Origin of the sequence: Methylicorpusculum oleiharenae (assembly GCF_009828925.2) — a bacterium.
Taxonomy (GTDB): domain Bacteria; phylum Pseudomonadota; class Gammaproteobacteria; order Methylococcales; family Methylomonadaceae; genus Methylicorpusculum; species Methylicorpusculum oleiharenae.
Genome location: NZ_WUTY02000001.1, coordinates 3,423,644 through 3,438,500 on the forward strand (window position 1 = coordinate 3,423,644; position 14,857 = coordinate 3,438,500).

At 41.4% G+C, this 14,857-nt stretch carries 12 protein-coding genes; 9 read left to right on the plus strand and 3 right to left on the minus strand.

Annotated elements, in window-relative coordinates; genetic code table 11:
* Nucleotides 1-13 precede the first annotated feature (13 nt).
* On the minus strand, nt 14-259 hold the full coding sequence (locus GO003_RS15520; RefSeq protein ID WP_159657981.1) for a type II toxin-antitoxin system Phd/YefM family antitoxin: 246 nt from the start codon (nt 257-259) through the stop codon (nt 14-16).
* A 218-nt stretch (nt 260-477) separates the two neighbouring features.
* Between GO003_RS15520 and GO003_RS15525 the strand changes: the two genes are divergently transcribed.
* From GO003_RS15525 to GO003_RS15565, 9 genes are all read left to right on the plus strand, one after another.
* Nucleotides 478-1,680, plus strand: a complete 1,203-nt coding sequence (locus tag GO003_RS15525; protein ID WP_159657980.1) for a TIGR04063 family PEP-CTERM/XrtA system glycosyltransferase — start codon at nt 478-480, stop codon at nt 1,678-1,680.
* 8 nt (nt 1,681-1,688) lie between these two features.
* On the plus strand, nt 1,689-2,900 hold the full coding sequence (locus GO003_RS15530; protein ID WP_159657979.1) for a glycosyltransferase: 1,212 nt from the start codon (nt 1,689-1,691) through the stop codon (nt 2,898-2,900).
* Nucleotides 2,897-4,252, plus strand: a complete 1,356-nt coding sequence (locus GO003_RS15535) for a phenylacetate--CoA ligase family protein (RefSeq protein WP_159657978.1) — start codon at nt 2,897-2,899, stop codon at nt 4,250-4,252. Before GO003_RS15530 ends, GO003_RS15535 begins: the two co-directional genes overlap by 4 nt.
* Before the next feature lie 8 nt (nt 4,253-4,260).
* On the plus strand, nt 4,261-6,066 hold the full coding sequence (locus GO003_RS15540) for an asparagine synthetase B family protein (protein ID WP_159657977.1): 1,806 nt from the start codon (nt 4,261-4,263) through the stop codon (nt 6,064-6,066).
* 226 nt (nt 6,067-6,292) lie between these two features.
* Nucleotides 6,293-6,862, plus strand: coding sequence for a Uma2 family endonuclease (locus GO003_RS15545; protein ID WP_159657976.1), 570 nt, complete (start codon nt 6,293-6,295; stop codon nt 6,860-6,862).
* Nucleotides 6,863-7,176: 314 nt separating this feature from the next.
* Nucleotides 7,177-8,130: a glycosyltransferase gene (locus tag GO003_RS15550; protein WP_206444720.1), complete on the plus strand. Its 954-nt coding sequence runs from the start codon at nt 7,177-7,179 to the stop codon at nt 8,128-8,130.
* 13 nt (nt 8,131-8,143) lie between these two features.
* The gene (locus GO003_RS15555) at nt 8,144-10,183 is read left to right on the plus strand and encodes a GtrA family protein (protein ID WP_159657974.1); all 2,040 of its coding nucleotides are present in this window, start codon (nt 8,144-8,146) and stop codon (nt 10,181-10,183) included.
* Between the two features lie 245 nt (nt 10,184-10,428).
* Complete coding sequence (locus GO003_RS15560; RefSeq protein WP_231089022.1) at nt 10,429-11,109, plus strand: hypothetical protein; 681 nt, start codon at nt 10,429-10,431, stop codon at nt 11,107-11,109.
* Between the two features lie 254 nt (nt 11,110-11,363).
* Complete coding sequence (locus GO003_RS15565) at nt 11,364-12,464, plus strand: sulfatase-like hydrolase/transferase (RefSeq protein WP_231089023.1); 1,101 nt, start codon at nt 11,364-11,366, stop codon at nt 12,462-12,464.
* A 56-nt stretch (nt 12,465-12,520) separates the two neighbouring features.
* Here the strand turns inward: GO003_RS15565 and GO003_RS15570 are convergent, their stop codons facing one another.
* The gene (locus tag GO003_RS15570; protein WP_159653028.1) at nt 12,521-13,780 is read right to left on the minus strand and encodes a putative O-glycosylation ligase, exosortase A system-associated; all 1,260 of its coding nucleotides are present in this window, start codon (nt 13,778-13,780) and stop codon (nt 12,521-12,523) included.
* 39 nt (nt 13,781-13,819) lie between these two features.
* Nucleotides 13,820-14,803: a glycosyltransferase gene (locus GO003_RS15575; RefSeq protein ID WP_159653027.1), complete on the minus strand. Its 984-nt coding sequence runs from the start codon at nt 14,801-14,803 to the stop codon at nt 13,820-13,822.
* Nucleotides 14,804-14,857 lie beyond the last annotated feature (54 nt).

A 14,857-nucleotide genomic window follows, 5' to 3' on the forward strand; every position in this document is an offset into this window, starting at 1 on the left:
CACAGCAGCAGATTCATGCGTCACCCTCAAAAATCTTCACGATTTCCTCTTCGCCCATTCGGTCGAAATCATCCGGCACATGGGTTTGTCCAGCCATAAAACCAAACCGTTTGTTTTGAGAGGGCTCTGGCGCATTAAGCGCAATCACTTTGACCATCGGCTTACCGGCCTTGGTAATGACGAATGGCTCACCATTTGCGGCTTGCTCCACCAGTCGGGATAGCTGGGTTTTGGCATCGTGTATATTGTATGTTTGCATGATAACACCCTGAGTTTACTTAGTTAATCTAGTTTAGTTTACCGTAATTGCCCCGGATATTTGCTTATGAAACTGCTGTTAAAGTCACCGTGCAAAGACGCCTCTTTCCGATTTTTAAAGGGATTATACCCAATTCATCAAAACCCACTAAAAAGTAACCTAGCTCAATCGTATAACCAGCTATAATTTCAAGCTGATTTTACTTTTTAAGTTTGAGCATGAAAGTTTTACACATCCTTGATCATTCTATTCCGTTGCATAGCGGCTATACGTTCCGGACCAGAGCCATTTTGGAACAGCAACGGCTATTAGGCTGGGATACTTATCATGTTACGTCCCCAAAACAGATAGGCGTAAAAGAGCCGGTCGAATGGGCGGATGGGTTCAAGTTTTACCGCTCCCAGGCGGTCACGGGTTTAAGGGCTCAATTACCTATTGTTAACCAATGGGCTGTTGTTGATGCGTTGGCTAAACGTCTGGATCAGATTATTCCTGAAATCAAACCTGATATTCTGCACGCACATTCACCGGCTTTAAATGGCTTGGCGGCAATAAAGGCCTCAAAGAAATTCGGTATTCCCCTGGTTTATGAATGCCGGGCATTCTGGGAAGATGCCGCTGTCGACCATGGCAGTACAACAGAAGGAAGTCTGCGTTACCGATTGACCCATGCCCTGGAAACCTATGTTTTCAAACGGGCAAATGCAGTGACCACCATCTGCGAGGGACTGCGTCTAGACATCATCGACCGAGGTATTGCCGAAGATAAAATTACGGTTATTCCCAATGCGGTGGATATCGATAAATTCACTTTTGATACAAAAGCCGATCCGGACTTACGGGACCAATTAGGACTTAACGATAAAATTGTATTCGGTTTTATCGGCTCTTTTTATGCATACGAAGGTATTCCTTTATTGCTGGAAGCGATGCCCGCCCTACTTGAAAAAAGACCCAATGTCCGATTATTACTGGTAGGCGGGGGGCCACAGGAAAGTGTAATCAAACAAAAAACAAAAGATCTGAATCTTAATGATCATGTGATTTTTACTGGGCGCGTGCCGCATGATAAGGTTCAGGATTATTATAACCAGGTTGATATTTTCGTTTACCCTCGTTTGCCCATGCGTTTGACCGAATTGGTCACACCGCTGAAACCGCTGGAAGCAATGGCTCAGGGCAGGTTGGTTGTCGCGTCGGATGTGGGCGGGCATAAGGAGCTCATTAACAAGGGTCAGACAGGCTATTTATTCGAAGCGGGGAATGCCGATAACTTGACCCAGACATTGACTACGCTCATTGATGATCGAGCTGACTGGGACAGAATACGAGTCAATGGACGACGTTTTGTTGAACAGGAAAGAAATTGGGGGGCTAGTGTTGGCCGGTATCAAGCCGTTTATTCAAAGCTGTGTCAATGAGTTAACGCATGAAATCACAGCAACCGCGGCTGATAGTTTATTGTTCATTGTTTCCGAGTTCTGTGCAGCCAAATGCCGGAGTATTCATTCGAGAACGGCTATTTAAAGTCGGTCAGCATTGTCCGATTGTGGTGGTTTCACCGGTTCCCTGGTTTCCCTTTCAGCAGCTGCTGCGTCGCTTTAAACCGGGTTTTAGACCTCAACCGCCGCGCTATGAAAATCAGCAAGGTGTAAACGTCTATTTCCCGCGTTTCTTCTCCGTGCCTGGGTTCTTAAAAAATCTCGATGGTTTTTTTATGGCATTGGGTTCACTGCTTACTCTGTATAAGCTGAAGAAATCCTTCACGTTTAATATCATTGACGCGCATTTTGCTTATCCTGATGGCTATGCTGCAACCTTGTTGGGAAAATGGTTTAAGGTGCCGGTGACTATTACGTTGCGAGGCACTGAAGTTCCCTTATCTAAAATGCCCGGAAGGAAAAGGAGATTGCTTGAAGCGTTGGCTAATGCAACCAAAATTTTTTCGGTTGCCGATTCGCTCAAGCGCCATGTGGTTTCACTGGGTGCTCAAAACGATAAAATTGAAGTGATAGGAAACGGTGTCGACACGGATAAATTCCACCCTGTTGACAGGCATAAAGCACGTGAGCGATTTGCGTTGCCCGAAAACGCTAAAGTACTTATTTCAGTCGGTGGTTTGGTTGACAGAAAAGGCTATCATCGGGTGATAGAAGTTCTGCCCGCCTTACTAAATGAGTTTCCCGATTTGATCTATATCATTGTCGGCGGCGCATCGCCAGAAGGGAATAATCGCCCCTTTTTGGAACAGCAAGCCGCCTCGTTGAATGTGTCTGAGCACGTCAGATTTTTAGGTCCCTTGCCCTCGGATGAACTCAAGTATCCGCTCTCGGCTGCCGATGTGTTTGTTTTGGCGACCGCTAACGAAGGTTGGGCCAATGTTTTTCTTGAAGCCATGGCCTGTGGACTTCCGGTTGTTACAACGGATGTGGGTGGTAATAAGGAAGTAGTTAATGACGAAAGTCTGGGAGAGATAGTTTCTTTTGGTGACCCGACTGAACTTCAAGAAGCGCTGTCGAAGGCATTAAACAAAAACTGGAATAAAGACAAAATCATCGACTACGCCAAACAAAATGCGTGGCAAACGCGAGTAGATCGACTGGTCACTATTTTTCAACGTGTGATTGAGGATAAACAATGAATTGTTATACAAAGTGGGTGACTCATGTTGTCTTTCCTGTGCATGAATGGTTGAAAAAACACACGACAGTTGCTGTTCGCAAAGACATGGAAAAAACTCAATGGCTAGCAGCATCTGATTTAAAAAAGCTCCAGTTGGATAATCTCAAGTCATTTTTAAAAGAAGTTGAACAGCGGGTTCCTTATTACCGGGACTTATTCAAAACGCTCAACTTTGATCCGAATAACTTAAATTCACTTGAAGAATTAAGTCATTTACCGCTAACTGACAAATCAATTATCAGACAGCACAGTAACGAATTAAAGGCACTCGATGCTACCGGACTCAGCCGTTTTAATACCGGAGGTTCAAGCGGTGAACCTTTGGTTTTCTTTATAGGAAAAAACAGAGTCAGTCACGATGTGGCGGCAAAATGGCGTGCAACACGCTGGTGGGGCGTCGATATCGGTGATCCGGAAATAGTCGTTTGGGGATCACCCATCGAATTAGGCAAACAGGACCGCATCAAATTAATCCGGGACAAACTGCTCAGAACCCATTTGTTGCCAGCATTTGAAATGTCGGAAGCCAAACTCGATGAATTTGTTCAGCACATACAAACGCTAAAGCCAAAAATGCTGTTTGGCTATCCTTCAGCTCTCGCGCACATTGCCCGTCACGCTCAAAAGCATAATAAAAAACTGAACGATCTTGGCATTAAAGTCGCCTTCGTGACATCAGAACGGTTGTACGATCATCAGCGAGAGATGATTGAAACAACTTTTGGCTGCCCTGTTGCCAATGGTTATGGTGGCAGGGATGCCGGATTTATTGCTCATCAATGTCCGGCCGGAGGAATGCACATAACCGCTGAAGATATCATCGTAGAAATCATCGATAAGCAGGGACAGGTATTGCCAGTGGGTGAAGAAGGGGAAATTGTCATTACGCATATGGCAACTGCAGATTTTCCGTTTATTCGTTACCGCACCGGCGATATAGCCAAACTGAGTAATGATCTGTGCGTCTGTGGGCGAGGGTTACCTTTGCTTAAAGATATTCAGGGACGAACTACCGATTTTGTCGTCGCAAAAGACGGCACGGTCTTACATGGCTTGGCTTTAATCTATGTTTTGCGAGATTTGCCGGGCATCGGAGGATTCAAGATTATACAAACCAGTCTTGACGAAACCCGTATTCAAATTGCAAGAGATCAGGGTTATGACCCTGCTTGCGAAGAAGCGATACAACAGACCTTTAAAAAACGTTTGGGTAGCGATGTTGCGATACACATTGATTATGTTGACCACATAGAGAAGGAAAAATCAGGTAAATTCCGCTATGTTGTGAGTCATGTCGAATTAAAAGAATAGGTAAGCATATGGGATTTATTGCCGGTAGTTTCACGGACACGCCAAACCAGAATCAACCAGAACAGTGGTTGCAAAGAATTAAACAACAGGCGCCGCAGTTTTTTCGTGATGACCTGAATGTGTCCAAAGCTGGAGAGTTATCTTACTTGGCTTTCGATAAGAGCCTGATCGCCGGTTCGCATTATGTGATTGCGGATGAGGGCGGTCATCATCTCGCTAAAGATCAACTGCAAAAACTGGCGGAACGCTTTATCGAGAAAGGTTCTTCATCTTTAAATCAAGCCGAATACCCGTTTAATGGCTTAATGTTCAATCAAGCCAAAAAAGAACTTCTGTTGATGACCGATTTTCTGGGGCTCACTCATCTTTATTACGCTCAAATACCCGGTGGTCTCGTTTTCGGATCAACGGCTGATGCGGTAATTGCTCACCCCATGGTGAGTGATGAAGTATCTCAACAGACGATCTATGATTACCTTTATTTCCATCACTGTCCCAGTCCCAATACAATTTACAAACAGGTTAAAAAATTAGAGGGCGGGCAACTCCTGGTTTTTAAAGAGGGCAAGGTGACACTCAGTTATTACTGGGTGCCGGAGTTTTCAGAAAACCGGCGAGTTTCGAATGAAGAAGCCGGCAAGATTTTAAAAGAAAAACTGATTGATGCGGTTAGACAGGCGGCGGTAGGGTCCGATCAAACCGGGGCCTTTTTAAGCGGCGGGTTGGACAGTTCCAGTGTCGCCGGCGCCTTATCGGAAGTTTATCCGGGGCAGGCCAGAACCTATACGATGGGCTTTCCTGTAGAGGGTTACGATGAAATCGAATATGCACGCATCGCCGTAGATCGATTCAAGACCCGTTCCAATGAATATTATCTGACTCCCGAAGACACAGTTGCGGCTATCCCTAAAATTGCAGCTTATTATGATGAACCCTTCGGTAACTCATCCGCATTGGCTGCTTATTATTGCGCCAAAATGGCAAAAGATAGCGGAATAAATGTCATGTTGGCCGGAGATGGTGGTGATGAATTGTTTGCAGGTAATGAGCGTTATGCAAAACAGTTACTTTTCGATAAATATTACCAAATTCCAGGTTTGGCAAGAATCTTACTTAAGTCAGGTTTAACGCATGCGCCACAGATTTTATTGAAGAATAAAATCATCTTTAAAGCCAAGCGTTATGTTGAACAAGCCGAGATACCCTTACCCGATCGCCTGCAGGATTATAATTTCATGAACCGGCATTCGGCGCATGACATATTCAATGCCGACTTTTTAGATGCTATTGATGTCAATTCACCGATAAAAAGCTTGCGCGATTGTTATAACCGGCCTGCCAAGGCTGGCGCGTTAAACCGTATGCTTTATATGGACTGGAAAACGACTTTACATGATAACGATCTGGTTAAAGTCAATAAGATGTGCGAAATGGCGGGGGTTGAAGTTCGCTATCCATTATTGGATAAATCTATTATCGATTTGTCGTGTCAAATACCCTCATCCGACAAACTCAAAGGACAGCAATTGAGATGGTTTTATAAAGAAGCCATGCGCAATTATTTGCCTGATCAAATTATCAATAAATCAAAGCATGGCTTCGGTCTTCCTTTCGGCATTTGGTTAAAAGACCATCAACCCTTGAAAGAGCTGGCTTATGACAGCATCAACGCGCTAAAAAAAAGAGACTATCTGCGCAGTGATTTTCTTGATCATGCCATAAAGATGCATCAAAGCGTCCATGCCGCGTATTACGGTGAATTGATTTGGATTTTGATGATGTTGGAGCAGTGGTTTCAAGCGAAAAAACGATAGTGGGGAACGTGCGAGAAAGTAGTTTAGCCGAAGCACTATTTTTTGTAAGCATTCAGTTACTGTTGGCAGATGACATAATTCAGGCGTAATTTTTAGCCTCCCCCTTTGAAAAAGGGGGATTGAGGGGGATTTTTTTAAAAAATATCCCCTAACCCCTCTTTGAGAAAGAGGGGGACTGTACGCTTACATTTTTTTGTATAAAAAACACTGCCGGGAGTTTTTTTAAGTGTTAAGAGCGAAGCCTTCAAATATAAGTGAAGAAGATTATTTACAGGGCGAATTAACCAGCGAAGTAAAGCATGAACTTATCGAGGGTTCTGTTTTTGCGATGACAGGTGCGTCTGCCAATCACGAGCGAATTTGCTTAAATATTTCGAGAAAATTTGGAAATCATTTGGAAGGCTCACCTTACGAACCTTTTGGTTCGGATATGAAAGTAAAAACAGGTTCTAATTACTTTTATCCTGATGTCATCGTGGATTGTAATTTTGATGAAGCGCAACCTTACTATACTGAAACACCCATTATTATTGTTGAAGTAGTATCAAAAACAACCCGTAAAACAGATGAAACAATTAAGTTGATGTCCTATTTCAACATTCCGAGTTTGCAGGAATATGTATTAATCGAGCAGGATTATGTGGATATTCAGATCATAAGACGAAGCGATGCCTGGCTGCCAAAACATTATTTTTTAGGCGATCAGGTAACTTTTGAATCGATCAACTTAACGATACCGGTAGAGGCAATTTATTACCGTGTACACAATGAAGATATGCTCGAGTTTTTAAGCTAACGCATTTGCTGGTTAATAAGAAGTTTAAGCCCTGTAATGCGCATTTGTTATATTATAACAATAAAACTAGTTAATTTACTTAGGTTAGATAATGTTTTCGGTCAAATTTGAAAAATTTATATGGTGTCACCGGAGACTTATTTTAGTATTAGCGGTTATTTCAGGCTTACTACAGTAATAAAGAAAAATCAGAACATAAAGACCTGTTTTCTATCTATGATCCAATTAGTACATATAAGGTCTGAATTTCTATGTGGATTTGAGCTTAAGTAGATAATCTCCGGCAGAACAAATTAAATTAATAAACGGAATCGATGATGAGTGATAACTTTCAAGATAAACCCAACATTGGAAAAATTGCAGTACTTTTACCTTGTTACAACGAGGGGTTATCGATCCGAAAAGTGGTTGAGGATTTTCGAAAGGAACTCCCTGATGCAACAATTTATGTCTATGATAACCGTTCTTCTGACAACACTCAGGATGAGGCGCGAGCAGCAGGAGCAGTAGTAAGAACTGAGCAATGGCCAGGGAAAGGAAATGTTGTCAGGCGAATGTTTTCAGATATTGACGCCGATATCTACATCATGGCTGACGGGGATGGAACCTATGACTCTAGCGTTGCCCCAAAAATGATTCAATGCCTCATTAATGAAAATCTTGACATGGTTGTGGGTACGCGAAGAAATGTCTATCAAAATGCACACCGCATGGGTCACGGCTTAGGTAATCGTCTGTTTAACCGGATGTATAGAAGCCTTTTTGGCCGACTGTTCAATGACATTTTTTCGGGATATCGCGCATTTTCTCGTCGGTTTGTAAAGAGTTTTCCTGCCATATCCAGTGGCTTTGAAATAGAGACCGAAATGTCAGTCCACGCAAGTCAGCTTCGTATGCCAATCGCTGAGATTGCAACGGACTACGGCGCAAGACAAGAAGGTTCGGTCAGCAAGCTTCGGACATTTCGTGATGCCCTTAGAATTATGTTTACCTTTTTGATTTTATTTAAAGAAATTCGTCCTGCGCGTTTTTTTGGCGTGCTTGCTATCGGTTTATTTGTATTAGCAATAGCTCTGGCTTTACCGCTCTTATTCACCTACTTGGAAACAGGCTTGGTACCCAGGTTTCCAACGGCTATTTTGGCTACGGGCCTTGTTCTTATGGCGGGTATATTCACTATCAGTGGCTTAATACTTGATAGTGTCGCTCGAGGTCGTCTTGAGCAAAAGCGTATGTGGTATGTAGCCAACACAAATATTCAAAAATAAGAAGCTGCTAAACATGTTTATTCGCTTTATTCTGGTCGGGGGGATCGGTTTTTGCATCGATGCCGGCCTCACCTATCTTTTGATTCACCTGACAATTAAACCTTGGCTCGCTCGTGTTCCTGCCATATTACTTGCCATGATCTTCACTTGGCTCGCTAATAGGTACTTCACATATAAAGTTGATAAGGCCCGAACAGTTAGTGAAGCCATGAATTATTCAATAGTGGCGTTGATGATGGCTATTATTAACTACTTAATTTATTTATTACTTGTACGTTTCGGAATGTGGCCTCTAGCGGCTGTAACCTTGGCTACTGCTGGTCAGACTTTAATTAGTTTTCACGCTTATCGCCATTTTGTATTTAGTGTGGCCAAAATAAAAATGACGAGTGACTATTCACAACAGCCAGAGTCTATTAACCCAGAAACAAATGAATTAATTGTGAGTAAATCTTGGTACTACGACGTAGGTATTTTTCTTGCGGCGTTAGCAGTTTTGACTGGGGCAATGATCTCTCTTAACGCTCTAAACAGTGGGCTTTCTGGCAGTGACGAAGGATCTCATTTCCTCAATGGCTACTTAATATGGTCCTATTTGACTGAGGCATTTGGACAAAATCCATTGGCCTATGCTACAGACTTTTATATCCATTACCCTAAAATTTCAATCGGGCATTGGCCCCCGCTTTATTATGTATTTCTGGCTAGCTTCTTCTTTTTACTTCCTCATGCTACGTTCCCCTTCATGCTCGTCAATTTGTTTGTTGCAGCGCTTCCCGCCCTGCTGATTGCAAGGGTGGTAAGGCAAGCGCTTGGTTTGCCATGGGCAGCATTAGCCGCTTTCACATATGTGTTGATTCCCATCACCCTAAATAACACGGTATACCTGATGTTGGATCAGGCATTGACATGCTTATGCCTAATTGCTGCGCTCCAATGGAGTGCCTACGCAAAGGAACCCACATTGAAGCGAGGTTTGGCTTATGCAGCCATAACCGCTACCGCAATTCTGGTCAAAGGGAACGGCTGGTTGTTGGGTGTGTTTCCATTTTTTCATATCGCATTGACTGGAAATTGGCGGATACTTTTTAATTGGAGAACCTATGTGGCAGGAACTCTGGCATTATCAATTGTTGGTGTCTGGACAGTAGTCACGTTCAAAATATCTAGTGATGGATTCAACTACGCTTGGGGTCTTGATTATTTTATTTTGGCGACCTCGACTTTTCTGTTAGCCCTTTATTCAAATTTGGGGCTTGTTGGAGTAATTGCGGTATGTGTCGGCATTGCCGGGAGTCTGTCAGTCAAGGAACGGCCCGAATTATTAGAGATGGGAAGAACAGGGCTTGCTATGGTTCTTGCTACCCTCCTGTTTCATTCCATTGTGCCGGTCGATTTAGATCAGAGATATATGTCTTCAGCCATTCCCTTTTTAGCTATTTTTATGGCTATTGGCGTTTGGGTTTGCGTCCGGCGGTGGCAGATGGTTAATAGTCGGCCTTGGTCAGTATTAACGGTTGCAATAGCCATATTTAGCATTCCTGGATTATTATTTCTAGAAAGTCGTCCCGACAGATTTGATCTGCGCATGGATTTGGTGGCCGCTCAGTTAAATAAACAGTCTGGCAGTCGGGTTGTTGTCATAGACGGTAGCCCCGGTGCGGAGGGCGCATTGACGGCGGAAGTTGTGTTACGTGATCTGGGTCGTAAAAGCTATGTAGTCCGTAGTTCGCAGCTGTTGGCAAAATCAGATTTTATGGGCAATCGCTACACACTTCGGGTAAATACACCTGAAGCCGTATTGAGTTTGTTGGATGATATCTCAAGCAGCGCTGTAGTTGTCGCAGAAGGGCCATTTATTAAGCCTCATTTTGCCCATTCAGACTTAATATTGTCAGCTTTAAAGCATCCGTCTTCTCCCTATCAACTCAAACAGACTTATCTACATCACCAGCATAATGGTAAAACTCACTTGTATATGAGAAAAACTCCGATTCCGCTGCAACTAGAAGCGGTAAAACGCGTCAATTTTCCAGAAAAAGCACCTGGATGATAGACGATATTAAAAATAAAAACCTTTTGTAACTATTCTGCGGAGCAGAGCAGCAAAACAAAGATGATGCACCGAGTAGGTTGCGGTTGGCGATAGCTAACCCAACATTTCAAGGCAATTACGTTAATTGTTAGGTTGCGAAAAGCATGCAACCTACGCTGAATAATTACAAATTTTTTAATTTGAGAATTAGCTATAAAAAACTGGAATCTTAAAATCTTGTGATTAATTCATATAAACAATTAGTGAATGGAAAATTACTGATCGCCAGAGTGGAGAAATACATATGGCATCACCGGAGACTTATTTCAGTATTAGCCGTAATATTAACTGTCCAATTATTTGAACTCGCGCTTTTGCAGGTCAAATACGATATTTTTATAGGTGGTTTTTTACAACCTTACGCATATAAGTCATTCCCTGAAAGAGCTTTATTTATTCTGATTTCTCTATGGTATGACTTTCTTTTATTCGGTATCTTAGGCATATTTTGGTTTAGTCTCGCCGATCGTTTAAATAAATTCGGCATTCTGACTTATTACAGTTTTACTGTACTCATGTTATTGGTCATGGGTATTTGGCTGGGTCTAAAATTTAAAGTACTGTCTTATTTTAACGATACCATCAATTATCAGATTATCGCCAATCTGGGTGGCGGTAGCATCAAGGAGGGATTACTTTATGCATCTAATGAGATTGCGCTGTTTACCGGGATTATGGTCATTATTATTGGCGTTTTTATATTTATCGCCCGTTATTTAAAAAACCATGAGTACACGAGAGATTATCACCAACAATTACCTCAATCTCTGATCTTAAAGTGGGCACTGATTATCATGTCAGTCGTCACGCCATTTTTAACCTATGCCGTATCAGGTAACGACTTTCTACGTTACGGACTAGAAAAAAAACGTCTTACCGTTTGATTAGCTCGGGGCTTGACTCCCTGACCGACTTTGATGACGATGGATACGGTTTATTTGGCTATCCAAAAGATTCAGCCTTATTTGATGATCGAATTTACCCAGGTGCTTTGGATATTCCCGGTAATGAAATCGATGAAGATGGCTTATTAGGTGACGCGGTATTAATGCCTCTCACGCCCGATCCTTTGAAAGAAATTCAGCCGCGTGCCGGCAAACATATCATTTTGATCGTTTTGGAAACAGCACGCGTCGATTTGTTAGAACAACAAATCAACGGTCAGTATGTTGCCCCGGTTATGCGCGAAATTGCACGAACCGGGACTTCAGCCGAATATGCTTATAGTCATACGGGGTATACTGTAACCTCCCTCATGGCGCTATTTAACCGCGAACTTATTCAACATGATCATCGCATCAGGCTGATTGATTTTCTTCAGACCTCAGGTTACGGCATATCAATTATTTCAGGGCAAGACGAATCTTTCGGTGATATAGCATTGAATACCGGTATGACAAAAGAAGGTGTTAATTATTTTGATGCACGCACAGCGATTGAAGATCGTGTGTTTCCGAGCAAAGATTCAGGAAGTTTAAGACTCAGCGAAGAAAGGGTAGTGGAGCAGTTTCAAAAACGCTTCAGTGAACTGGATCTAAAGACGCCGCAATTTATGTATTTAAATTTCCAGGCGGCTCATTTTCCTTATTCGCATCCGAACATGCAAAAAAGGCTCATCAAAGAATTTATTCCTCGCTCCGAGATTGTGCCAGAAAATCGGGATCGCGTGGCCGCCTCCTATTGGAATGCAATCTCCAATGCCGATTGGGCTGTCGGACAAGTGGTAGATACACTCAAAAAAAATAATCTGTATGATCAAACAACCCTCGTCATTTTGGGTGACCATGGCGAGTCCTTATTTGAAGATGGATTTTTGGGGCATGGTCACGCGATAAATGAAGCACAAACACACATTCCATTAGTGTTTAATGACTCGAATTTAGAAATACGAGAAGCAATAGGGCAGGTCGATGTTGCCGAAATGGCTATTCGTTCCGCATTCGAGTTGCCGAATCAATGGCTTAAACCTGATAAAACAGTATTTCAATTAGTGGGTACTTTGTCGCTTCCAACGTTGATTGGACACGTTAAATACGGTGGCGGGCGGATTACTTTTGATTTTCGTTCTGAGCAGGCTTATCTAAGTGAGCTAAAACAGTGGAAAACACTGCAGGAATTATTGGCAGATAAAAACCAAAAGGACGGAATCACACATTTAATTAGCGAATGGGAAACTTTGAAATGGCATGAATATGATTTTCGTGAACGGAATCGTAAACATTCCTTTGAAAAAAAATGAGATAGTGCATTTTGCTAAGAACTTTAGTTTGGAAGATGACCTTGGCCTTTTTGTAACTACTTCAATATAGGTGATAGAGGCCTTTTGGGAATCGTTTGCTTCTGTTTAATAGCTAATTCCTCATTTGCAAATTTTTTAATCAAAACAGCAATAAAAATCAAATGATAAAGTAAATCCCAATAAGCAAGGCCTAGAAATGCAGTGCCAAGCATATAACAAATCAGTGAAGCTCTCACCATAAAACAATAATGGGCTACCCATTCCATCCCTTCAATTTCTTTGGTCTTTTTGGGTAAAAATGTTAGGTTTACAATTGTGCCCAAGATCATCGAAATCCAAATTCCAAAGGCCAGAAAGCCATGTTCAGCAAACATTTCTACATAAGAACTGTGCCAGTCTCGATTAGTAACATACATCCAGCCTTCAAATCCTGACCCGGTAAAAGGGTGTTCCAAAGTATGACGCCAACCGTCCGTCCAAGCTTCTATTCGTCCCATGGCAGATTCGTCTTCTTGATAGGATTCTAGTGTTTCCATTCGACCAAACCATTCTTGTGGTAAATAATCGACAACAAAAAAAGCAGACACTAGTACTAATGGAATTGCCAAAAGTTTATGCTTACTATTCCAAATCAGCATTAAGATGAGCGCAGACATAGTTAATAAAGCTCCTCTTGACCAAGAAGATAATGATGCCGCAAAAATAATCGGTATAGATAAGAGAACCCCCTTTTTAATCCAAAAATGATTAGACCCTTTTTGCCACACAAGCAATAACGGAATAATCATTAACATGGCAACAGCAAATTGATTATTATCTTCAAATTGAGTAAGAGGAGGGCCATAAACACGGTGTCCAAAGCCTGATAATAAAGCAAAAATGCCACCTTTCAGAGCAACAATTCCAATGGCGATACCGATAGTAACAATTAACAAATACAGTTTTTGCCGCGTATTGATTAGTACTAAAGTAAAATAAAACGGTATGTAAATTTTTGTTACAAACCAAAACCGATCCCAAGCAATATCTTGAATATAAGCTTGAGTAGTGGTAAATAAGAAATATAACCATAAGAATACGAAAAATATAACTCGCCAGTCTTTAGGAATAGACTGTTTGTCTTTAGTTGTGAAGGTACGAAAAGCTACTATTAGAAAAAGTATATAATATACAGGTAAAGTTCTTACGAATCCCCAAGCATAAGCATGAGGATTTAAATAACTAAATATGGCGAGAGATAATACTCCCCACCAGGGTTTTTTAAATGCGGCGACGATGCAACCAGTTAGAAAAATTAGAACGACAATATCACGCATTTTGTTTGTATAATCTAGAAACTCAGAAAGTCGATAAAACTAATTATTAAGATATTTATCTAGTTTATCTTTAAAAGTTGGATTTTTTTTATACTCAAGATAGCCGGTCAAAAAACCTAAATTAGTAGAAAGGTTGCGCAAATAAGTGATAAGGGGAACGAAAGTCTCTCTTCGCCAATCCTTATCAAGTTTGCGGATTTTGACAAGTGAAGGATAAGAAATTTGCTGATATAAAAATATAGCAATTACAAATGTTATTATCCATATTAGCGGATAAATAAACCCCAACAGTATACTTAGCCAAAATAATGCATGATATTTTAACCAATAAAATGTTCCTTTTATATCTCCCCAGTTAATACGTCCATTTCCTTTGCCATAAAGATAAAACATTTTAGCTATTTTTCGAAAACTACTACGAGGACGCCAAAAAATAATAGCGCTTGGATTATGTGATACATTAAATCCATGTTTATTCGCAGCTAAAGCAAACAAAGAGTCCTCGGCAGTATATAACCATTCAGGGTATCCACCGACTTTTTCCCAAAGAGATTTGCGGAACGCCGAGCAACGACCGTAAAATAATTTTTCTTGTTCTTTTGTAGAGTGATCGGGTAGAGAAAGTAATCCACTATAATGTTCCAAAACTGTATTTGTCTCTGGAACTACTTTTCCTGAAACTGCATCAATAATATCATTGTCTCTTAGTGCTTTTGTTATCTCGAATAACCAGTTTTGATCTGGCCTACAACCTGCATCAGTGACCGCAATAATTGGATTGGAAGCATTTAAAATAGCTATATTCCTGCCTTCTGAAATGTTGGTATTGAGTGCTTCTAAAATTTTAAGTTGGTTGAATTTAGACTGATAGGATTTGAGTTTAGCTAGAGTGTTATCTTTTGATCCCCCATCCACTACGATAACTTCATCGGGTTGTAGACTTTGGCAGAGAAGTGCATCAAAAAGATATACAATGCCCTCTTCATCATTTAGAACGGTAGTGATTAGAGTTATTTTTTTCATTGCTTACCTATTTCAAAAATCATAGTGCCCTTCATTATTAAAATATCGTAGAAT